Genomic DNA, 21991 nt, shown 5'->3' on the forward strand with positions numbered 1-21991 from the left:
TTTTTCTATATTTCTATGATCTGAACAGTTTCTCCTCCTCCGACTTTTCTTATCAGCAGTTTTCCACTTTCCACATTGTATTCTATGCTCCTGGCTCTGTTCCCACCAACATCCTGGGCCTTCAAAGCTATGTGAAAATAATTCAGCCAGTAAATCACTGCTTCGATGTTTTTTTGGCCTATATTCATGGTTCCTGATTCAAACATGGAAGCTCCGCCAGCTATTTTTGCTTCTAATCTATGGTGCTTTGCTCCCATTTCAATTAATTTCTCTACCAGATATTTGATGGCTGTGTTTGCATATTTTCCCGGATTTCTAACTTCTCTATTCATGCTTTCGGGTAACATCACGTGCGCCATGCCACCAACGTGAGCGGTAGGATCTCTTAAACAGACCCCCACGCAAGAACCTAATCCGAGTGTTACTATAACAGCAGGGTTTCTTTCAACTGCTGCTTCACCAATTCCTATTACGACTTTCTTCATTTCAATTCCACCTTAGAAAAGACTTTTTCAAGACTCCCACGCCCTGGGATCAAAAACATGTAAGATGTAACTGATTCAATACCCTCGATTTTCAACTGGGTTTCAACGAAAATTACATCATCCTCGTAACTTGCACTCATGAGGATGGTTTCCGAGACTATAGCAGCAAGCATGTCAACTGTTAATTCTGGTGGTAGAGGATCGAGATACAGTTGGGTGAACTCGGCCAGGGCAGTTATATAAGAGCCACACATGATGTTACCAATTTCTTTTAGAGCAGATGAAGTTAATTCGTCTAATTTGGTTATGTCTTCACATTGATTTCCCAGAAGATCATATATGATTTTCTTTGCTGCGAATCTATCGAGTACAAGAAGTACATTCATTTCAATATCACCTTTCACAAACATCTTTATTCCAACGACCAGGTCTTCTGGTTTTGGAAAAACAAATATTATCCTCTCTATTGCTATTACCTCAGCATCAGGAACGGTTATCTCTATCTTTTTACCCGTCAGGGAAGAAAGAGCTGTGGCTGCATTTCCTGTGCCAATATTTCCTATTTCTTTCAGCAGATCAAGTTGTTTGTCTGTTAGATTCAATGTCCTGCCTCCTCTCCAGAAGAAGCTTTTTTCATTTTTAATTCCTGTTGAAATACGAACACAACCAAGGATTTTTCAAGTTCAGTGGAAAGGTCAAGAAACTGAACACCGTATTCATAGAGACCTGTTGTTTCATTTTTGCCATTAGATCTAACTATCTGAGCTTTTTGGCTGGTTAACCTGATACCTCCAAGATCCATGTTAACCGATATAGGTTGCCCGACAGAAAGGATATTTTTTGTGCACATCAGCATACCACCGGCGCTGAAATCGCGAGTTAAGAAACTATACTCTTTATCATCACCAGGAACAGTATAGGTTCCGTTCAGTACAATTGGTATTCTGACAAAACGCCTCCTTTGAATTCTTCTAACTTTGTCTGGTATAGTTATATACATTACCAAAAAATTTGACTCGTCTCTTCCGTAATCCAGAACACGCGAGCCAAAGGCATATACAACTTTGTCAGAAAGCGCTGTCACATAAATAGAATCTCCTTTTGGTAATGGGATAAAACGCCCTTTTAAGCTTGGCATAGCTATTTTTAGTACGTTCTTTTCAAAATAAGTTTCGTGAACCATACTTTTAAGAACCGTTTTTTCACCGTTTTTGGATTCTATTTCTATTACAATCAACATTCCGGGTTTGATAACACTGTTAGCATCAATACGTGTTACCTGATTCATTATTACACACCTCATCCAACTCCAAAAAAAGCTCTGATTTTGTCAAAAAATGAAAGTTTTTTGACAGTCTGTCGTTTTGTTATCATGTCAGCTATTCCGTAAATTGCGAGAGATGGCTGAGCCGTTTTTCTGTTTGTAACGAATGGAATTTGCCTGTTGACACTGTCTTTTACAAGCATATCATAACGAATCAGATGAGTGGATGTAATAGGGATGCCAGTGAATCTAGTTATCACTGAAATGAATCTATCCATAATTTTTCTTCCATCACGCATGTCCTTAACCATATTCATGACAACATGAAAACCATCAGGATCCACACCTTTGATGGTCATAAGTTTCACAAATGTATAAGCGTTCACAAGAGATGTCGGTTCTGAAGCTGTTACCATCACGAGGTGGTCTGAGCCGGCATAAAATCTTTCTAATTCTTCATTAAAACCTGGAGGAAAGTCGAATACTATATAGTCATATTCTGCAGAGATACGATAGAGATCATTATAAAGTTCTGTTTTATCTTCCAAATTAAACGCTATTAAATCCTCTACATCCATTCCTGTGCTTATTAAATCCACATCGTAAGGAGTTTGAAAGATAACTTTATCGAGCGAGATTTTCCTTTGCAGAAAATCTTTTATTGTATTTTTGGGGGTAATGCCCATAAGTATTTCGGCGTTCGCAAAGCCTGCATCGGCATCAAAGAGTAACACTCTCATGCCTCTTTGCGCAAGTACTATCGCCAGATTCACGGCAACTATTGTTTTACCAACACCACCTTTTCCACTTGCGACACTAACTATCCGGGGCTGACTTTTCAGAAGTCCTTCAGCCTGATTGCGCAACTTTCAGCACCTCTTTCGAAAGTATATGAGAAAGTTCCCTGCTATTAGCTTCAATAATATCTTCAGGTACACGCTGACCGTTTGTGATATAAGCCAGCGGAATACCACTCAGCTGTGAAATGTTTATTATATGCCCATAAGATCTGGTTTCATCCATCTTCGTTAAAATTGTATGCGTATATTTTGCTACATCAAATTTCTTGACTATATCCTTTAAGTCAGAGTATTTACAGTTCATGCCAACCACAAGAAAGCAAACACTTGGTGTAATTGTTTCTACGAGAGCTCTGAGTTCACTCATCTGTATATCGTTGTTTTGACTTCTTCCCGCCGTATCTATCAGGATTACATCGAAATCATGCATTGCATCCAGTTCTAATTTAGCTTCCTTGGGTGTATAGGCAACTCGCATCGGGATATCCATTATTGCAGCATAGGTTTTTAATTGTTCTGTAGCGGCTATTCTGTAAGTATCCAGTGTTAGAATAGCAACCTGTTTTTTGTGAATCAACTTTAATTTTGCTGCGATTTTGGCCAGCGTTGTTGTTTTTCCAACGCCTGTCGGTCCAACAAAAAGAACAGATTTTTCCAGAATAGGAACCTCAGTTTTAACAAAGGGGACAATATGTTCAGATAATCTTTGCTTAAAATTGTCATCGACGGGTACATCCCCATATGCTATGTGGATATATTCCATAATTTTATTTGAAACTACAGGGTCTACCTCATGTATCTGAAGAGCTTTGAGCAGCTTTTGCATATTTTGTGGTAAATCAACCTGCTTTGAAAACATCATTGATTTCATCTCTTGAAGCATTTGTTTTAGCTCTCTTATTTCTTCTTCCTGACGTTTTTCTCTGTTTTTAACTAAGATTTCCTCGAATCGATAGATGTCCTTGTTAGCATGCTGCTCATTTTTTTCTTCGGCAACCGCTGTAACTTCTAAAAATCTTCTGCTACCAATACCAAAAAAACCCCCTTTTTTGATGCTGCGAGTACTCAATATAACAGCATCTTCACCTAAATCTTTTTTAATTTGGTCAAGTGCTTCTCTAATATCATTAACCATATATTTCTTTATTTTCACAATCTAACCACACCTTCTACTTGCATTGTAACATCGTCAGGCAATTCCTCGTAAGCAATTACAGGGACATTTGGCAGGAAACGTTTAATTGTTTCAGAAAGATAAGGTCTTATGGCACCAGAGCAGACGGCAACGGGCGAAAAACCCTTTTTCATCAACGTTTCAAGCTGCTTTGACAGATTTTCCATGAGTTCCCTTAATATTTGTGGATTCAGTGATATCCTTTTCTCCCCATTTATATCTTGAAGGGAATCGGCTATCTTTTTTTCTAAATCATGATCAAAAGCAACGGCGTGGAGTTTCCCATCATCAGATATTAAAGGCTGTACTATCTGCCTTTTCAAGGCTCTCCTAATCTGTTCTGAGAAATATATGATATCTGTTGTTTTCTCGCCATATTCCAGAAGAGTTTCAAAAATCAAGGGTAAGTTTCTTATTGATACTCCTTCACTTAGGAGTTTTTGAAGTATTTTTTTCAGTTCAGACTGCTTCATAACGGATGGTATCAGATCACTCACGAGTTGCGGAAATTTTTCTCGTAATCCTTCTATCAACAGGTTAAATTCCCTTGCTCCGAGAAGATCAGCTGCATTTCTTTTCAAAACCTCAGTCAAGTGGGTTGCAAAAACTGTTGGGGGATCAACAACTGTGTATCCAAGCTTTGTGGCTTCTTCTTTACGAACAGGTTCGATCCAGTATGCGTTTAAGCCAAAGGCAGGTTCTTTAGCGGGTATACCTGCTATTCTTTCGGAAGCAGTACCAGGATTGATAGCCAGCAATCGATTGGGCATTAATTCATATTTGGCTATCTCAGCACCTCTTATTTTTATCAAATATTCATTAGGTTTGAGCAGAACACTATCTCTAATCCTTATTGGCGAAACAACCAGCCCCAAATCAAAAGCTATTTGCTTTCTTATCATAGTTACTCTTTCCAGTAAATCTCCGCCCTGAGATGGATCGGCAAGTGGTATCAAACCGTAACCTATCTCTACTTCTACTGTATCTGTTTGAAGTACATCCGCCACTTCCTGAGGTGTGCTCAAAATGGGTCTGGAAGGCGCAGATGGTGCAGGACCTGCCGGGGCAGTTACTGGCTTTTCTTTAACTGCCCTGGCTGTATAGATTGCGAGAATAACAAAGGTAAACCCAATTATAGTACTTGTTATTGGAAGAGGAGTTGCTATTCCGAGCAAAACCAATATTAAACCAGTAACTATCATTACTTTCCTTTCAGAGGAAAGTTCTTTCACAAGATCTTGACCGAGATTTTCTTTCGAAGCAGCTCGAGAAACAAGTATACCGGTAGCAGTTGAGACCAGCAAAGCAGGAATTTGAGTAACCAGGCCATCTCCAACTGTGAGCAATGTATAAACTTTAGCAGCGTCGGCTATTGAGAGTCCGTGCCTTATCACGCCTATCACAATGCCACCGACTATGTTAACAAGAACTATTATTATACTTGCTATTGCATCACCACGAACGAATTTCGTGGCACCATCCATTGCACCATAAAAATCAGCTTCTCTTCGTATATTTTCACGTCTTTCTCTTGCTTCCTGTTCTGTTATCAAACCGGCGTTCAGGTCAGCATCTACACTCATCTGTTTTCCGGGCATTGCATCGAGGGTGAAACGTGCGGCCACTTCAGCAATTCTTTCGGCGCCTCGCGTAATTACTATGAACTGGATAATAACCAGAATTATGAAAATCACCAGTCCCACTATATAATCTCCTTTTACGACAAACTCTCCAAATGTTCTTATAACTCTCCCTTGAAATTTGTCTCCCTCAAGGAGAATTAGCCTGGTTGAGGCCACATTAAGCCCTAAACGAAATAAGGTAATGATCAGTAACAATGTTGGAAAGGATGACATCTCAAGGGCGTGCCTTATGTACATAGTTGAAAGAATTATTACCAAAGAAAAGGCAATGTTCAAAAGCTGGAAGAAATCCAGCATGGAATCTGGTATTGGTAGAACCATTAAAAAAACTATTGATACCACAAGAACAGCAACAAAGACATCAAGATTTTTCATTTTCATGCTCCCTTAAATAAAAATTATATCAAACGAATTTTACCTGAGCGAATAAACGTACGCTAATATTTCTGCTACTGCGCGGTACATATTTGGCGGAATTTGCTCACCAATATCAGTTGTTTTATAAAGTTCGCGGGCAACTTGTGGGTTTCTGACTACCGGTATATTGTTTTCTTTCGCAATCTGTATAATCTTTTGAGCTATCTCATCTGCTCCTTTTGCAAGAACCACAGGTGCTTCCATTTCTTCAGATTTGTATTCTATTGCTACGGCTATGTGCGATGGGTTAGTTATAACCACGTCAGCTTCTGGAACTTGCTGCAGCATCCTTCCACGGGCAAGTCTTGCCATGATTTCACGCTGCCTCCTCCTTACTTCCGGACTTCCTTCGATCTCCCTGTACTCCTCTTTGATCTCTTGCTTAGTCATTCGAATGCTCTTTTCAAACTCCCATCTCTGGTAAAAATAATCCACTATGGCAAGAATAAAGAGTGCTATTGCACACTTTAACATGACTTCATAAGTAAGGTTAAAAATCAATTTCAAAGAATCTACCGTTTCCATGTCTGAGTAAAATCTGAAAAGTATCCAATTTGATCTGATAACGCTATAAGCTACAAAACCCACTATAACCATTTTCAGTATGGATTTCAGTAATTCAAAAAGACTTCTCATTGAGAAAAATCTTTTGAAGCCTTCAACGGGGTTTATTCTTTTTAAATCCATTTTCAGTGGTTTGAAGGAAAGTAAAAACTTTGTCTGCATAGCACCTGCGAAAATAACAGAGATGATAAGCGATAAAAATAACAAGACCAGTAAGAATATGGTATCTTTGAAAGATTGATATATCCGTCCAGATAAATTGTTCAAGAAATCGTTCTCTTCAAGACTGAAAAACAATATGCTTCCATTTTCCAGAAACATTATCAATCTTTGAAAGATGAATCTCATTACAAAAACAGCCACAAGAAATGTCACTGCCATGTTCAATTCATTTGATGTAGCAACCTGGCCTTCTTCTCGTGCCTTTCTTCGTCTTCGGGGGGTTGGCTTTTCTGTTTTTTCCGGATCTGCAAAAAGTTGTATATCTATTTTGAAAAGCTTCTTACAAAAAATTCCAGAAAATTTATAGTCCTGGCTGCTATTTGTGAAAAAACATCTGCCCATACTGGTATCATCCCCACCATTAGTATGAAGCCCACCAAAATTTTCAGCGGCATTCCAACCATAAACACATTCATTTGCGGAACAAGCCTTGAGATAATTCCAAGTGATATGGAAGTCACGAACATGAAACCAATCATTGGCATACCGATTTTCATGGCTATAGAAAACATTTCAGAGATTTTTTCTGTCAATACACTGACAAAATTGAAATCGATAAGCGTTTTAGATACAGGAATTGAGTTTAAAGAGTCAACTACCGCCTGGTAAATCAACAGATGTCCTTTGAGGGCAACGAAAATATATAACCCGAATACATATAATAATTCCCCATGGATAGGAACTTCTTCGCGCTGTGGATCGAAAACAGATGAAAGTGCAAACCCCATTTGTGTCCCAAATACCTCGCCAGCAATACTCAACGCTATAACTGGAAGGAGTGCCAGAAATCCTATTGTTAATCCGATTACATAATTGCTAAGCATTGATAACACGATCTGTGCCACGGGAGTATGCAGGGGAATTACTTCGCTGATTGATGGCAATACAGTCCAGCTTAAGAAAACAACAAGCAAAACTTTAACTTGAAGCGGGACGAACCAATCTGCAAAAAAAGGTGCTATTGTAAACATACCAGCATTGCGTGTTACAATCAAAACCCACGCAAGAAATTTTGTTTCCACAAATTCTCTAAGTTCCACTTCAAATCATTCCTATCAGTTTTTCCCACATTTCTTTGGCATATTCAACTATCTTTTCCAGCATCCATCCGCCCAGAAACATTACTGTCAGGAGAACCACGATAATTTTCGGGGCAAAAGTAAGGGTTTGCTCGTGGATTTGTGTAACAGCCTGAAAAATACTTATTATAAGTCCGACCACAAGGCTTATCAATAAGGCTGGTGTCACGACAACCAATACCGTCTCGATGCCATTTTTGAAAGCATCTATAAAAACTTCTATCGTCAATATTGATCACCTCGCGAAACTTTTTATCAAGCCAGAAACAAGCAAATCCCATCCATTTACAACTATGAATAGTAACACCTTAAAAGGGAGTGAAATAAGTACAGGCGGTATCATTATCATTCCCATAGCGAGTAATATACTTGAGACTATCATGTCTATTACAATGAAAGGTATGTACAGAAGCACTCCCATTTTAAAACCTATTTCGAGTTCACCAAGCACAAAGGCAGGTATCAAAATTGAATTTGGCGCATCTTCAATTTTATCAAATTTTTTTCCCACACTCGATGCGAGTAAGAAAACGTTATCTTCATTATGATGATCCACGAGTTCTTTCAGCATAAACTGCCGTACTCGGCCCATCATTCGCGAGAATAGCTCTTCATAGCCTATTTCTTTTTCCATATATGGGGTCAAAGCATTGTTATATATGTCATTCCATACAGGTTGCATAATGAAAAATGTCAAAAATAGGGCCAGGCCTATAAGCACCTGGGATGGAGGTGTTTGCCTTGTTCCAAGGGCATTTCTTAAAAATGAAAATACGACTATAATTCTTGTGAAAGATGTAAAAAGTATCAGTATACTTGGAGCAAGTGCGAGAATAGTAATGATTAAAAGGATCTCGAGTGTTGTAACCAAATCACGTTCATTTCCAACAGGAGAGATTTCGATGCCAATAGATGGAAAAGGCAATTCTTCCTGTGGATGAATTAGTACTGGTAGAAGCAGAAGAATAAAAATCAGGATCTTCCGCATCAACTTCCATCCTTCTTTTCATTTTTTCCAAGTTTTTTGAAAAAAATGCTGGAAAATTTTTCAGCTTCTTCCAAATGGTCGGCTTCGGACTCCGATAATTCTTTTAAAACAGTTCCACCGCCGGGGGTAATGAGTAGTACATAGTAGCTATCTATCAAACGAACCAATACTATCGAGCTGTTCCGATCCAGGTAGCAGCGTTCAATCACTCTGATATTTTTAGATGAAGCAAAAGGATTCCGTCTCCTGACGAAAAAATAAACAACACCCAGAAAAGCTACTAAAAAAGCGAAAGCAAGAAAAACTTGCCAGAATAACTCTCCTATTTCCCCCACCTCTATTAATTGATTTTTTGAAGAGCTTCTACCACTCTGCTGTGCTGGAACGGCTTGACAATAAAATCTTTTGCTCCAGCCTGTATGGCCTCTACGACCATTGCTTGCTGCCCCATAGCACTACAAACAATTATTTTTGCGTCTGGTGCGAACTCTCGGATTTTCTTTATGGCTTCTATGCCATTCATTTCTGGCATAGTTATATCCATAGTCACAATATCGGGTTTGAGTTCTCTGTATTTTTCCACAGCTTCAGCACCGTTTGAGGCTTCCCCAACAACTTCATATCCAGCTTTGGTTATGATATCCTTCAAAAGCATTCTCATGAACGCAGCATCATCAACTATGAGCACTCGTTTTGCCATTACCATACCCCCTCATTGCTATACTCGGAAGCAGCCATCAGTTCACCGAGTGTTTTTTCAAGGTTTAAGTAAACTATTAATTCTTCTCCCTTTTTAATAATTCCTTTGCTCTTTTCACCAAATTTCTCAAGTTTTTGTAATTTTTCAACTTCAGTGACTTTACATGTCAAAACACCTTTTACTTTATTGACAATGAAACCGGCTTCGACATCCTCGCAGTTAACAACAACCACCTTCTCCTCCAAATCATCACTTGATTCAATATCCAGCAGCAAATTGAGGCTTACAACGGGCACTATTCTACCACGTAGATTCATGACGCCCAATACTGTTTTTTTGGATTTTGGGACAGGCGTAATCTCCGGCTTCTCTATGACCATACTTACATAATCAACATCGAAGGCCATTTCCTGTTCACCTATGCTGAATACAAACACCTCAAATTCATTCTCGTTTGCCATATAATCCCTCCTGAAAATCAGACAATATTTGCTACATCTAATATCAGTGCAATACTTCCATCACCGAGAATCGCACCACCACTGAAGATTCTAACATCGCTGAAGATTTTCCCCAAGGATTTTATAACTATGTCCTCTTGCCCGATCAATGTATCTACTGCCAAACCGTATTTCCTGTTTCCTATTCTAACTATGACTGTGTTGTAAGTTCCATTCTCCTTATCGTGTGGAAGTTCAAGAACATCCCAGAGTTTGGCAATAGGTATTATTTCTCCTCTTATAACTGTCACCTGACGATCTTGGATTCTTTGTATTTGTTCTTTTGATATATTCAACGTACTGTCGATATTTGCAATTGGTATGGCATATACGTATTTATTCACTTTAACAAGTAAAGCTTGAATGATTGCCAGAGTAAGGGGTAATCTCATGGTTATGGTGGTTCCTCTATTTTTAACACTTTCAATACCCACGGTGCCATTTAAAGACTCAACGACATTCCTTACAACATCCATGCCAACGCCACGACCAGATAGCTCGTTCGCCTCAGTTCTGGTTGAAAATCCCGGAGCAAAAAGAAATTCATAAACTTTCTCATCCGGAAGAGTTTCGGCCTGGGATTCGTTTATAAGACCTTTTTCAATCGCTTTTTTTAGAACAGAGGCCCTGTCTATACCACGACCATCGTCTTTTACTTCAATAACCACATTGTTTCCTTCATGTCTCGCAGACAAGATCACTTTCCCGACGGGAGGCTTACCCTTTGCTAAGCGCTCTTCTTTGGGCTCTATTCCATGATCTATAGCATTTCTGAGCATGTGAAGAAGTGGTTCACCTATATCTTCAACGAAAGTTCTATCAAGTTCTGTATCCTCGCCTTCTATCACAAAATCAATTTCTTTGTCGAGTTGTTTTGCAAGATCTCTGACCATTCTCGGAAATCTGTTGAAAACGAAAGCAATAGGTACCATTCTGACCTTCATAACAACATTTTGGAGATCAAGTGTAATCCTATTTAATTGTGAAAGGCTCTCATCGACTTCTTTTATGTCGTATTTTCTCAAAGTATCTGCTATTCGACTTCTTGATATAACCAGTTCTCCCATAAGATTCATCAAATTATCGAGTTTATCTATGTCAACTCGGACCGTTTGAACAAGTCTCTTTTTTTCCTTGCTTTGTTCTGTTTTTTCCTCCTGAGTTTTCTCATCAATTTTCCTGACTTCTTCGGTTTCTTCTGCATAGTCTGCCAGTATATCCCGGATGGTTACTTTCTCTATCTCAGATATTGACATTAGTATATTACGAAGATTTTCCTTATCTTCCTTAATTATCACAATCAACTCTACATCCAGGTCAAATTTTTCCTGTTCTATATCTTCTACTGATGGTTCAGAATTGAGTATCTGGCCTCCATGGTCTTCTATCGCCTTAAAAACCATATACATTCTGACGGCTTTGAATTGAGTTCCTTCAGATAAGGTAATTGCAAGATGATAAGCTCTGTACCCCTCTTTTTCAGCTTCTGAGATGACTTTTTTTATGGAATCAGTTACAGTAATCGCTTTATTTGTCTTTTCTGCTGTTTTTTCACTTTTTTTCTCTGTTTGGATGTTCGATTCTACCTCGTAACTTTCCATCATGCTTTGAACATCAACATTGGGTACTTTGTCGGTGCCATTTTTAACAATTTCTGAGATCATTTTGTCGAGGACGTCAACACCAGCAAAAAGCTTATCAAGCAGGTCGGAATCCAGCGTTATTTTTTTGCTTCTGATTTTATCAAGCAATTGTTCCATTTTATGACAAAGTTTGGACATCGTTTCAAATCCCATTGTTCCGGACATACCTTTTAGAGTATGGAGAGCTCTAAAAGTTTCGTTTATTGCTTCCGAGTCATGATAGTCTTTTTCAAGCCTTAGCAAAGAGTCATTAAGTGTTTGTATATATTCCTTACTCTCATCAATAAAAACACTCAAATATTGTTCATTCATTACTATTCCTCCCGTTAGTTCTTGTGAAAATTATTATAACATGTTACTAAGACACTTCAAAATTAAATATAATCCATATGCCGATACACGTGATCTGAAGACATTTCTCTGTTGTGGGTAAAAAAGTCTTTGTATATCTTTAATCGATTCGCCTGCTATACAAAAATAAACAGTACCAACAGGTTTTTTCTCACTTCCACCGGTTGGACCAGCAATGCCCGATACAGCAAGAGCTAAATCGCTTTTCATTATTTTGCGAACCCCTTCAGCCATTTCAGCCACACATTGCTGACTAACAGCACCATATTTTTCAAGTATTTTGTTTGACACGTTTAAAATATTTCTTTTAACAGAGTTGTTGTAAGCAACAATTGCACCAAGAAAGACTTCTGAGGCTCCAGGAATATTTACTAACCTTGAGCTGATCATACCGCCTGTGCATGATTCAGCAATAGAGAGAGTTTGATGTTTCTTTTTTAGAAGTTTTATCACGGCTTCTTCAAGAGTTATATTTCCATAACCGATAAATTTTTCTCCTGTAAGTTCAATAATTTTTTTTGAAAGTTTCGTTAACTCTTCGGCCTTTGCTTTTGGGGCAGATAATCTGACTCTCACGCCATCAAAATAGGAAGCCTGAGTTGCTATTTTTACCGAGGTATCGTGCACAATACTGGTTATGATCTCGTCTAACTCTGCTTCTGGTATAGAAAAAAATAACATCGACAGTGTTGATAAATCTGGTTGAGGCTTGATCTCGTTCAATGCATTATTCAGCATTGGCTCCAATTCCTGCGGAGGTCCGGGGAGCAATACCAGGATTTTCCCCTTATGAAACACTAATTGCCCTGGAGCACTTCCAACATGGTTTTCCAGAATTTTTGCATTTTCAATTACCATAGCCTGTTTTGCTATGTTTGAAGGGACGTATCTATGGTATTTGGAAATTCTCTTTTCGATTGCTTTTTTGAGTTCTTCGTTCAAAGCAATTTTGAGTTTCAAAGATTCTGCAACTGCTTCGCGTGTCTTATCGTCTTCAGTTGGACCAAGTCCACCGCTCAGGACAATCACATCCGAATCATTCAGAGAATAGTTCACGGCATTCTTGATAGATTCGATATCATCATCAACAGATATTGTTCTAATAACTTTTAATCCAGCTTCAGTTAATTTATAACAAATGTATTTTTCGTTTGTGTTCAGGATAATTCCTTCGATTATCTCACTTCCAACAGTTATGATTGAAGCTGTTTTCATCATAAACCAGCGCGGGAGACTCCATCTTCTTTAAGATGGAAAGGAATGCGCTGTTTCCTCCTTTCCAATGAAATTACATAAACCACACAATCACTTCCAATCGTCTTTTGACGATAACTCAGGGATTATCCCTGTTAGTTGCTCATCCCCAAAGTTAGACAGGCTTGTTATGTGCAGATCACTGTCCCCACCCCTCAGGGCTGTTTAGACCTGCACGACAGAGCCCGGAACTTGAGCAACATCCCAAGGTGTACCTGTCTAACGTAGCCACTTGTGTGGCTGAGGGTAGTCAACCGGGCTTTTTTCAAGCCCCCGCTTCTACAGGCGGTGGGTAGTTAACAATATTGATCCTCCCTAAGGAATTATACAAGAAAAAACAGCCCGAAGGCTGTTTTTTCTTATTTGGGACGATTCTTTTTCATCAGTGAGAAAAACTGCGGACCGGCCAGAATAAGAATAATCATGATAAAGAGAATTAACGAGATCGGTCTACTGAGAAACGGACCAAAATTACCTTTTGTTTTTATCAGCCCAACTCTAAGGTTATCCTCGATCATCGGTCCAAGGATTAACCCGAGTATCATAGGTGCCAATGGGACAGATATTTTTTCCAAGCAATATCCTATCAATCCAAAGATTAACATTATATAGATATCAAAAAAACTATTTCTTATCGCATATGCTCCTATGATAGAAAAGAAGACAACAGCTGTTAGTACAATACCCGACCTTAGCCTCAAAATTAACGAGAAGGTTTTTATACCGAGCCACCCGATAGGTATTAACAGAATTTGAACCAGAATAGCGATTATAAAGAGCTGATTCACAAGCTCTCGTGATTCAGTAAATATCAAAGGACCTGGCCTCAAGCCATACATAAGCATTGCGCCCAAAACTATTGCTGTTATAGAATCTCCAGGAACGCCAAATACGAGAGCGGGAATCCACGTACCACCTATAGCAGCATTATTTGCACTTGTTGGCGCGATAACTCCTCGCAAACTACCTTTTCCAATGTTTTTGTCTCTTGATATGTTTTTTTCAACTCCGTAAGATACCCATGCTGCGATATCCGCTCCTGCTCCAGGAAGAGCACCTGTAAACGTACCTATGAATGAGCCCCTGATTAAAGTAAATATGTGTTTTCCTATCGATGAAAAGGCCTCTTTTATGCTGAGTTTTGATTTATCTTTAATAGCGGGAAGCTCTAAGTTTTCTGATCCAAGTTGAACTCTTTTCAAGACTTCTGAAAGCCCGAACAACCCTATCATCGCCGGGATAAAACTAACACCGTCCATCAGTTCGGTTATACCAAAAGTAAATCTCGGGTAACCAGTTGTAACATCTATACCTATAGTAGATATAAGTACCCCGATAACCGCTGAAACAAAACCTTTAATTGTATTACCTTTGCTCAGAACTGCCGCCATACTCAATCCGAATATACCGAGCCAAAAATACTCAAAATTTGTGAATTTGAGGGCAAATTTTGCCATTGGCGGAGCCACCATAATCAACAAGAAAACTCCTATTAATCCTCCGAGAGAAGAACAAAGTAAATCAAGAGTCAGAGCAAGAGATCCCTTTCCTTTTTTTGATAGCTCAAATCCATCGAGAGTGGCTGCGCCAGAAGCGGGAGTACCAGGAATTCTAAGAAATGTTGCTGGTATGTCTCCAGCAAAAATAGCAGTAAAAGACACACCTAAAACCATGGCTAATCCAGCCAAAGGATTCATGTAATAAGTAATGGGAATTATCAATGCTACTCCCATAGTTGCTGTCAACCCTGGTATAGCTCCAACAAAGACACCAAAAACCATCGCAAGTATCAGTGGAATTATTACATCGGGACTGATTACTTGTAGAAATTGGTTCACTTTATTCACCTCACAAGAAGAGAAATCAGCGCTCCTTCTGGCAATGGAATTTTAAAAAGTAATTGGAAAATCAGATATATCAAAATAGCCAAGATGGTTGAGTAAATTACTGACCGGTACCACTTTACATATAACAAAGTCATCAGTGAGCTTCCCAGAATTATTATTGTTAAAATCAGCCCAATCAGATTAACAAAAGGAACAAACAAAATAACACTCATTATTGAAAAAAGAACATTTATGACAACCCTTGTTGAATGCTTTTCCATTGATCTATTCTGTTTTTTATCCAGTGTTAATCTTATTAAACCAGTTACAGTGTAGAAAATGCCAAAACCAAAAAGAATAAATGCAAGTATTGAAGGAAAAAATCTCGGACCTGGCAATCTTTCTCCTCTAACGGCAAACTCAGGAAATGTTGAGGAATAAATAAAAACAAAAACAGACAAAATCACCAGTACTATTCCAAAAATCATATCCTTCGTAGTTGTGTTCATTTTTCACCATCCTCTTAAGGTGCATTGGAACTAAATTGTATGAGAAAAAACAGGTAGCCAGAAGGCTACCTGTTTATTTTGCGTATCCTCCAAGCTCTAAAACGTGTTTCCAGGCCCTGTCCTGCTCTTTGACAAATTCATAGAATTGCTCACCATTTCTCACCTTAATCCCAAATCCGTTTTTATTCATGAATTCCTTAAATTCCTCGGAGTGAGATATTTCAAGTATAGCCTTCTCAAGAATCTCCTTAATTTCAGTCGGAGTGTTTTTTGGGACAGCAATGCCTCTCCATGTACCAGCTGACCAATTTATACCAAATTCCTTTAGAGTGGGAACATCTGGAAATCTTGGATCTCGCTCATCCGCCATTATAGCAAGAGCCCTGACTTGCCCGCTTTGAATTTGGGATATAGCCTCAGCAAGTGAGCAAGTCACTACATCCACGTGACCGCCAAGTAATTCTATTAATGCCTGAGCAGCTCCAGTGGTTGGTATCCAAGTTACAGAATCAACTGATAATCCTGCTGCATCGAGCATCCCAATTCTGGCAAGATCCCAGATGCCACCAGAAGCTGTACCGGAAAAGAGGAATTTCCCAGGGTTCGATTTTATGTCTTCAAGAAGGTCATTAAGTGTTTTCCACGAAGCATCAGCTTTAACAAGAACTCCCGCTGAATCTTCATTCACCTGTGCTATATAATCAAAAGCTTCGAAAGAGAGATTTGTCAGGCCCATCCAGTGCATGGATGCAATTTCCATAGTCACAAGAGTTAATGTGTATCCATCCGGGGAGGCATATGCACCAGCACTGTGACCTACAGCACCGCCACCACCAGTTTTATTAACAACCACAAATGGTTGGCCGAGCTTTTTGCTCAATTCGTCAGCCAGGAAACGAGCAAGCCTGTCTGTCCCGCCTCCTGCGCCCCATGGGCAAATGATCGTGACAGGTTTTCTCGGATAATTTGCGGCCATTATAGCTATTGAGAAGGCCATTATCAGCAGGAATGTTACAAATTTTTTCATACTTTCCACCTCCGTATTCACTCTCGGGCTTCTTTGACAGCCTGAACGAGCTTCTTTGCCCTTTCAGCTATTTCTTTCCTTGAGCCTTTTGTTAATCCTCCCCCAACTCCAACAGCTGCTGCGCCTGCCTTAATCCAATCTTTGACATTTTCCACACTTACTCCTCCTGTCGGCAAAAGTTTTGCTTGTGGAAGCGGTCCATGAATGGCTTTTATATAAGATGGTCCAACGGCAGAGGCAGGAAAAAGTTTTATCAATGGAACGCCAAGTTCAAGTGCTTTGACAATTTCTGTTGGGGTGAGAACTCCTGGTATGTATGGTACTCTGTGCTTGTTACACAGTAAAGCAGTTTCCTCAGAAAGATTCGGAGCTACTATGTATTTTGCACCAGCTTCTATTGCTATCTTGGCTGTGTATGGGTCAAGAACTGTACCAGCTCCAAGTAAAATTTCGTTTCCAAGTTCTTTATCTATCTGCTGGATAACTTCTACCGCACGCGGCACACTGAATGTAATCTCAATAGCAATAATTCCACCTTCTTTACATGCATGACAAATTTCCACCGCTTTTTCTGGAGAGTCTGTTCTAACAACGGCTACTACGCCACTTTCGATAATTTTCTCAACAAGATCCATGACCTCATTCCTCCTTTCAACCAGGACTTATTATAAACCACGTTTAATAAATAGGCAAAAATATTATCTAATAGGAAATCTTAAAATATGGTGCGTGAAAACAGAAACAAATGTACCTTCTCTGACGTGTTAACATATTTGTTGAGGAAAATAAGCGATTCCTGGGAGGGAAATTGATGTACTATGCTCTGGTAGGATACGGTGTAAGTAATAAGGCGTTGTGTGAAAAATTGATAAGCATGGGACACAAAATTTTCGTAAGTGAATTAAGAAAATTCACAGATGAGGAGAAAGAATGGTTTTCTAAAAAAGGTATAGATTTTGAGGAAGGCAAAAACAGCGACAGGATATGTGAAGCTGATAGAATAATAGTGAGTCCTTCGGTTAGATTTGATCACCCTGCTCTGGCAAAGTGCAGAGGAAAAACTTTCTCAGACATAGAGGTAGTTTTGGATATGAATAAACCTAACTTTGTGATTGCCGTGACAGGTTCAAATGGAAAAACTACGAGCTGTAAATTGTTATCTTTCGTTTTTCAAAAACTTGGTCTGGATAGTTACGCCTGTGGAAACATCGGTACTCCTGCCGCTGATGTGCTTGGTTTTAAAACGAAATACTTAGTACTTGAGATAAGCAGTTTTCAGCTTTTCTGGTCAAAAATGTTGCATATAGATATCGGTGTGGTACTGAATATTCAACCAAATCACCTTGACTGGCATCCTTCTTTAGAGCATTATGCAAAATCAAAATTGAAACTACTTGAGTTTTCTAAAACGGGGATTTACAACTGCTCTGATCAAAATATAATGAAATTCATTTCTGAAAAATCAAATCTTTGTGCTTTCGACCCATTAAAGATTCGTAAGGTTGATGATGGTATTGTTTATGAAGGTGAGTACTATACTTTCAAAAATGATTTCTTGAAAACACACCAGAATCTTCAAAATTTATCAGCGATTTTGAAAATATTCTCTGTGATGAATTTTGATTTGAAGCAGGTTCTGGAAATACTCGAGGATTTCAAGCCTTTAAAACATCGCATGGAATTTGTCGATGAAATAAACGGTGTTGTTTTTCTGAATGATTCAAAAGCCACAAGTTCGGCTGCTACCATATCTGCCCTTGAAAATTTCAACTCAAGAAACGTTATTTTGCTTCTGACGGGCAGAGGTAAAAACGAAGACTACGCAGACCTGATAGCCCAGATAAAGCGCAAAGCAAAACACGTAATTGTCTTTGGGGAAATGGTAGAACTGCTTCGAGATGAGTTGAAATTATCAGATATACCGTATACGATATCAGAAAACATGCAAAAAGCAGTTTTAAAAGCATTTGAAATATCCGAAAAAGGCGATGTAGTTCTACTCAGCCCAGCAGGTGCAAGTTTCGACATGTACAGAAATTATCAGGAGAGAGGAGAACATTTTATAAATATGGTAAAATTACTAAGGGGGAAATTACTTGAATGAAGCGATTTCCGTCCTCTTGGTTGTTGCTATTTTGATCTCTGTGGGAATTGTGGCTATTGCAAGTATAGATATAGCTGCCCAGATGAATGTTTTTGGCAATTTCTCCCGTGACCTGCTTTACTCTCATGCCGGCAAGCTCTGTGTTGGTGTAGTTTTAATGATAATTGCATCAATGTTTGATTATCGTAATCACATCAAATTTTCATGGTTCTATTATTTTTTTGCCCTTGGATTGCTTTCACTTCCGTTTTTCTTTCCCGGTGCTAACGGTTCCAGAAGGTGGGTGAGTATTTCAGGTGCTAATTTTCAACCTTCCGAGTTTGCAAAAATTATTTTCATTATAATCATAGCAACTTATATCTCTCAAAACAAAGAGCGAATGGGAGAGTTTGTGAGTGGTTTTCTGAAACCCCTTCTGTACAGTTTTCCTTTTTTTGCTCTCATAGTATTAGAACCAGATTTGAGCACGACGATGATATTCATATTTCTGGCTTTGTTAATGCTTTATTCTCATGGGACGAAAGGGAGGTATATATTTCTTACTCTTCTTGGTTTATTTAGTGTATTTTACATAGCCGGTAAAACAGGAATTATCTTGAAAGATTATCAGATTTGGCGCCTCAGAACATTTATAAACGGTCAGGTACCAGAACAGGTTTCAAAAGCTCTTCAGGCTATAAGAGAAGGTGGATTGACTGGTAAAGGACTTGGCATAGGTGAGGTAAAAGTTTCTGTGCCTGCTGTGGTTTCTGATTTTATACTTGCGGCTGTTGGTGAAGAACTTGGATTAATTGGCATTCTGGGGATTATTATTTTGTTTTTTATTTTAATTGCTTTGCTTTTGAAACACGCAGAGAAATTACAAGATACTTTTGCAACAGCTTATATTTCTGGTTTTTCGTTTTTGATCATGTTACAGGTCATGGTTAACCTTGGAGTAGTCACAGGTACACTACCTGTAACAGGAGTTACCATGCCATTCATGAGCTATGGTGGGAGTTCTATTGTGACTATGATGGCAGGTCTTGGTATAGTTATAAACATACTTACACGGGGAAGTGAAGAACCTTGAGAATATCTGCAGCGGGTGGAGGTACAGGAGGACATCTTTACCCAGCAGTTTCTATTCTTGAAAAATTGGCTGAAATGAAAAAGTTAGATGTCACATATTTTTGTTTAGAAAAGGGAATCGAAAGCAAGATATTACCATTAGAACATCCTGAGTATAAATTGATAAAAATTGATTTGAAGGGACTTGAAAGACCTATATGGAAACCAAGTAATTTTACCAGGCTATTGAAAATTTCTCAATCCGAGAGTATTATAGCCTTGGAAATTAAACAGTGTGACTTTGGTCTGATGACAGGTGGATACATATCTTATCCAGTTGGAAAGGTTTGTAAAAAATTGAAGAAACCTTTTTTTATTCAAGAACAGAATGTGGTACCAGGACTTGCAAATAAGGCTTTGAGTCTATCAGCTAAGAAAATTTTTGTAGCCTTCGATAAAACTGTTGAGTTTTTTCCAAAATCCGTGCGAAACAGAATTTTAGTTACAGGAAATCCGGTGAGAGAGAAGGACAATGAAGAAATGTTGTTTGGAAAAGACTACGTTCTTGTTTTAGGAGGTAGCAGAGGTAGTGAATTTATAAATAACTTGATGGAGGAAGTTTACAAAGTTGAGCACAACTTGAAATTCGTTCACAGTACAGGAAGTAAAGAATGGGTAGATAGATTGTCAATTTTTGAAAATGTTAAAGCTGTTGATTACATATACAACGCATCTGCTGCCTGGAAAGGTGCCAGAGCAGTCATAGCACGGGCGGGTGCTACAACAATTGGTGAGATGTTATATTATGGTTTACCAGGTATTCTGGTGCCATGGGATGGCGCAACAGGATCACATCAGCTTTATAACGCACTTGAAGTTGAAAAAATGGGAAAAGCTTTGGTGCTTAAAGAATGCGATGCTACTGTTTCAACTCTGTTGAAAAAACTTTATCAAGTTTTGGAGATGGATAAAAAGCCAAAGATGAAAATCAATCCAGCAGAAATAATAGCAAAAACTATCCTGGAGGAATTGAAATGAGAATTCATTTTGTGGGAATCGGTGGTATTGGAATGAGCTCTTTAGCTTTACACAGCAGATTAATTGGCGAGGAGGTTTACGGTTCTGATATATACGAAAGCGAACAAACAGAGATTTTGAGAAAACTTGGCGTGAAGATTTTTATAGGACACAATTATAATAACTGGCTATATCCTGACATAGTTGTTCACACCCCCGCTGTACATTCTGACAATCCCGAGATAATAAGAGCACGTTCTAATGGCATCAGGGTTGTGAGCAGATTCGAATTTTTGTATGATATTTTGAACAATGGCAAAACCCAGTTTGCAGTTACCGGGTCAGATGGAAAAACAACAACAACAGCAATGCTTGCGCACTGCTTAAAGGTTCTTGGAGAGGATCCAACAGTGTTCTTAGGTGGTATCCATAGATCACTTGAATTCGGTAATTACCGTCCTGGTAAAGGTCCATATGTTTATGAACTTGATGAAAGCCAACCAGAATTTTCACGCTTTTCCCCGGATTACATGATCATAACAAATGCCCGTGGCGATCATCTTGAAAACTACAGCGGTGATAGACAGTTGTATAGAGATTGTTTCAGGTCAGTAGTAATGAGTACTCGCAAAAGTGTAGTTACCTTCTCTGAAGATGAAAATACTTCTGATCTTGGAACGTGGACATTCGGCAAATCGATAAATAGCACATGCAGGTTGATAGATAGAAATAGAAATGGATTGTTTCAATTTGCGAAGATAGAAATCAACGGAAAAGAATACAACTTGACTTTAAAGGTACCCGGTGAACACAATATTTTAAATGCAATGGCAGTAATCACATTATTGTGGAGCGCCGGACACGAAGTTGAGAAAGTTTTAAAGGCACTTGAAGATTTCACAGGAACTTACAGAAGATTCACAGTGACGGTTATAGATGAAAAGCGAAAAGTTTACATGATAGATGATTATGCGCATACGCCAGATGAAATAAAATCTTTGCTTTCTACAACACGGGAAGTTTTCCCTTCTCAGAAAAGAGTAGTTATCTTCCAGCCACACAGATACAGCAGATTGATGAGAGAAGATGGAAATTTTGCGAAAGCCCTCAAGGATGCTGACGAGATATATATTACAGAGGTTTACAGTGCATTTGAGCAAACAATTCCCCAGATTTCCTCGAAGGTCATTGCAGATGGTTTGGTCAGTTATGGTAAAAAAGCGCAGTACGTTGCCGATGCGGATTTATTAATTGAGAATTTCCAGCTTCAGGAAAATACAATCTATCTTTTTGTCGGTGCAGGTGATATTATTAGGATCTCTCAAAAATTTGCAAAGATGCATGCCAAAAAATAAAGCGGCCAGAGTGAGCCGC

23 protein-coding genes are annotated in these 21991 nt (G+C 38.8%); 4 read left to right on the forward strand and 19 right to left on the reverse strand.

The features are described from left to right. Positions 1-5: 5 nt before the first annotated feature. The 19 genes from cheD to TEL01S_RS03155 form a co-directional block, all read right to left on the reverse strand. Positions 6-485: a chemoreceptor glutamine deamidase/glutamate methylesterase CheD gene (cheD, locus tag TEL01S_RS03065; protein ID WP_028843377.1), complete on the reverse strand. Its 480-nt coding sequence runs from the start codon at positions 483-485 to the stop codon at positions 6-8. Further along, a complete protein-coding gene (gene cheC, locus TEL01S_RS03070) occupies positions 482-1087 on the reverse strand; it encodes a CheY-P phosphatase CheC (protein ID WP_012002666.1) in 606 nt (201 codons plus the stop codon). The genes cheD and cheC overlap by 4 nt, the downstream gene beginning before the upstream one ends. Then, on the reverse strand, positions 1084-1773 hold the full coding sequence (locus TEL01S_RS03075) for a flagellar brake protein (protein WP_028843376.1): 690 nt from the start codon (positions 1771-1773) through the stop codon (positions 1084-1086). The genes cheC and TEL01S_RS03075 overlap by 4 nt, the downstream gene beginning before the upstream one ends. Before the next feature lie 11 nt (positions 1774-1784). After that, positions 1785-2615, reverse strand: coding sequence for an AAA family ATPase (locus TEL01S_RS03080; protein WP_012002668.1), 831 nt, complete (start codon positions 2613-2615; stop codon positions 1785-1787). Beyond that, a complete protein-coding gene (locus TEL01S_RS03085) occupies positions 2599-3702 on the reverse strand; it encodes a flagellar biosynthesis protein FlhF (RefSeq protein ID WP_012002669.1) in 1104 nt (367 codons plus the stop codon). The genes TEL01S_RS03080 and TEL01S_RS03085 overlap by 17 nt, the downstream gene beginning before the upstream one ends. After that, positions 3699-5741, reverse strand: coding sequence for a flagellar biosynthesis protein FlhA (gene flhA / locus TEL01S_RS03090; RefSeq protein ID WP_028843375.1), 2043 nt, complete (start codon positions 5739-5741; stop codon positions 3699-3701). Before flhA ends, TEL01S_RS03085 begins: the two co-directional genes overlap by 4 nt. Positions 5742-5780: 39 nt before the next feature. Beyond that, complete coding sequence (flhB, locus tag TEL01S_RS03095) at positions 5781-6911, reverse strand: flagellar biosynthesis protein FlhB (RefSeq protein ID WP_028843374.1); 1131 nt, start codon at positions 6909-6911, stop codon at positions 5781-5783. Then, positions 6833-7609: a flagellar biosynthetic protein FliR gene (fliR, locus tag TEL01S_RS03100; RefSeq protein WP_028843373.1), complete on the reverse strand. Its 777-nt coding sequence runs from the start codon at positions 7607-7609 to the stop codon at positions 6833-6835. Before fliR ends, flhB begins: the two co-directional genes overlap by 79 nt. A 1-nt stretch (position 7610) precedes the next feature. Next, entirely contained in the window at positions 7611-7877 is a 267-nt protein-coding gene (gene fliQ, locus TEL01S_RS03105) for a flagellar biosynthesis protein FliQ (RefSeq protein ID WP_012002673.1), read from the reverse strand. A gap of 6 nt (positions 7878-7883) precedes the next feature. Beyond that, on the reverse strand, positions 7884-8636 hold the full coding sequence (fliP, locus tag TEL01S_RS03110) for a flagellar type III secretion system pore protein FliP (RefSeq protein WP_028843372.1): 753 nt from the start codon (positions 8634-8636) through the stop codon (positions 7884-7886). Then, positions 8636-8971: a FliO/MopB family protein gene (locus TEL01S_RS03115; RefSeq protein ID WP_051366162.1), complete on the reverse strand. Its 336-nt coding sequence runs from the start codon at positions 8969-8971 to the stop codon at positions 8636-8638. The genes fliP and TEL01S_RS03115 overlap by 1 nt, the downstream gene beginning before the upstream one ends. A 5-nt stretch (positions 8972-8976) precedes the next feature. Beyond that, positions 8977-9336, reverse strand: coding sequence for a chemotaxis protein CheY (gene cheY / locus TEL01S_RS03120; protein ID WP_028843370.1), 360 nt, complete (start codon positions 9334-9336; stop codon positions 8977-8979). Then, positions 9336-9797: a chemotaxis protein CheW gene (locus TEL01S_RS03125; RefSeq protein ID WP_012002677.1), complete on the reverse strand. Its 462-nt coding sequence runs from the start codon at positions 9795-9797 to the stop codon at positions 9336-9338. Before TEL01S_RS03125 ends, cheY begins: the two co-directional genes overlap by 1 nt. A gap of 17 nt (positions 9798-9814) precedes the next feature. Next, positions 9815-11791, reverse strand: coding sequence for a chemotaxis protein CheA (locus tag TEL01S_RS03130; RefSeq protein ID WP_028843369.1), 1977 nt, complete (start codon positions 11789-11791; stop codon positions 9815-9817). 33 nt (positions 11792-11824) lie between these two features. Beyond that, positions 11825-13048, reverse strand: coding sequence for a competence/damage-inducible protein A (locus tag TEL01S_RS03135; RefSeq protein WP_028843368.1), 1224 nt, complete (start codon positions 13046-13048; stop codon positions 11825-11827). A 395-nt stretch (positions 13049-13443) separates the two neighbouring features. After that, a complete protein-coding gene (locus TEL01S_RS03140) occupies positions 13444-14922 on the reverse strand; it encodes a tripartite tricarboxylate transporter permease (RefSeq protein WP_038051204.1) in 1479 nt (492 codons plus the stop codon). Between the two features lie 5 nt (positions 14923-14927). Then, complete coding sequence (locus TEL01S_RS03145; RefSeq protein ID WP_028843367.1) at positions 14928-15419, reverse strand: tripartite tricarboxylate transporter TctB family protein; 492 nt, start codon at positions 15417-15419, stop codon at positions 14928-14930. Between the two features lie 73 nt (positions 15420-15492). After that, positions 15493-16446: a tripartite tricarboxylate transporter substrate binding protein gene (locus TEL01S_RS03150; protein WP_012002682.1), complete on the reverse strand. Its 954-nt coding sequence runs from the start codon at positions 16444-16446 to the stop codon at positions 15493-15495. 17 nt (positions 16447-16463) lie between these two features. After that, the gene (locus TEL01S_RS03155; RefSeq protein WP_028843366.1) at positions 16464-17081 is read right to left on the reverse strand and encodes a bifunctional 2-keto-4-hydroxyglutarate aldolase/2-keto-3-deoxy-6-phosphogluconate aldolase; all 618 of its coding nucleotides are present in this window, start codon (positions 17079-17081) and stop codon (positions 16464-16466) included. A gap of 176 nt (positions 17082-17257) precedes the next feature. Between TEL01S_RS03155 and murD the strand changes: the two genes are divergently transcribed. The 4 genes from murD to murC are packed head-to-tail and all read left to right on the forward strand — an operon-like array spanning position 17258 to position 21972. After that, complete coding sequence (murD, locus tag TEL01S_RS03160) at positions 17258-18550, forward strand: UDP-N-acetylmuramoyl-L-alanine--D-glutamate ligase (RefSeq protein WP_028843365.1); 1293 nt, start codon at positions 17258-17260, stop codon at positions 18548-18550. Continuing rightward, positions 18543-19622 (forward strand): FtsW/RodA/SpoVE family cell cycle protein, encoded by a 1080-nt coding sequence (locus TEL01S_RS03165; RefSeq protein WP_028843364.1) that lies wholly within the window; start codon positions 18543-18545, stop codon positions 19620-19622. Before murD ends, TEL01S_RS03165 begins: the two co-directional genes overlap by 8 nt. After that, positions 19619-20638, forward strand: coding sequence for a UDP-N-acetylglucosamine--N-acetylmuramyl-(pentapeptide) pyrophosphoryl-undecaprenol N-acetylglucosamine transferase (locus TEL01S_RS03170; protein ID WP_028843363.1), 1020 nt, complete (start codon positions 19619-19621; stop codon positions 20636-20638). Before TEL01S_RS03165 ends, TEL01S_RS03170 begins: the two co-directional genes overlap by 4 nt. Beyond that, positions 20635-21972 carry a UDP-N-acetylmuramate--L-alanine ligase gene (murC, locus tag TEL01S_RS03175; RefSeq protein ID WP_028843362.1) on the forward strand — a complete coding sequence of 446 codons (1338 nt, stop codon included), beginning with the start codon at positions 20635-20637 and terminating at the stop codon, positions 21970-21972. The genes TEL01S_RS03170 and murC overlap by 4 nt, the downstream gene beginning before the upstream one ends. Positions 21973-21991 lie beyond the last annotated feature (19 nt).

It is taken from the genome of Pseudothermotoga elfii DSM 9442 = NBRC 107921 (assembly GCF_000504085.1).
Taxonomy (GTDB): Bacteria; Thermotogota; Thermotogae; order Thermotogales; family DSM-5069; genus Pseudothermotoga_B; species Pseudothermotoga_B elfii.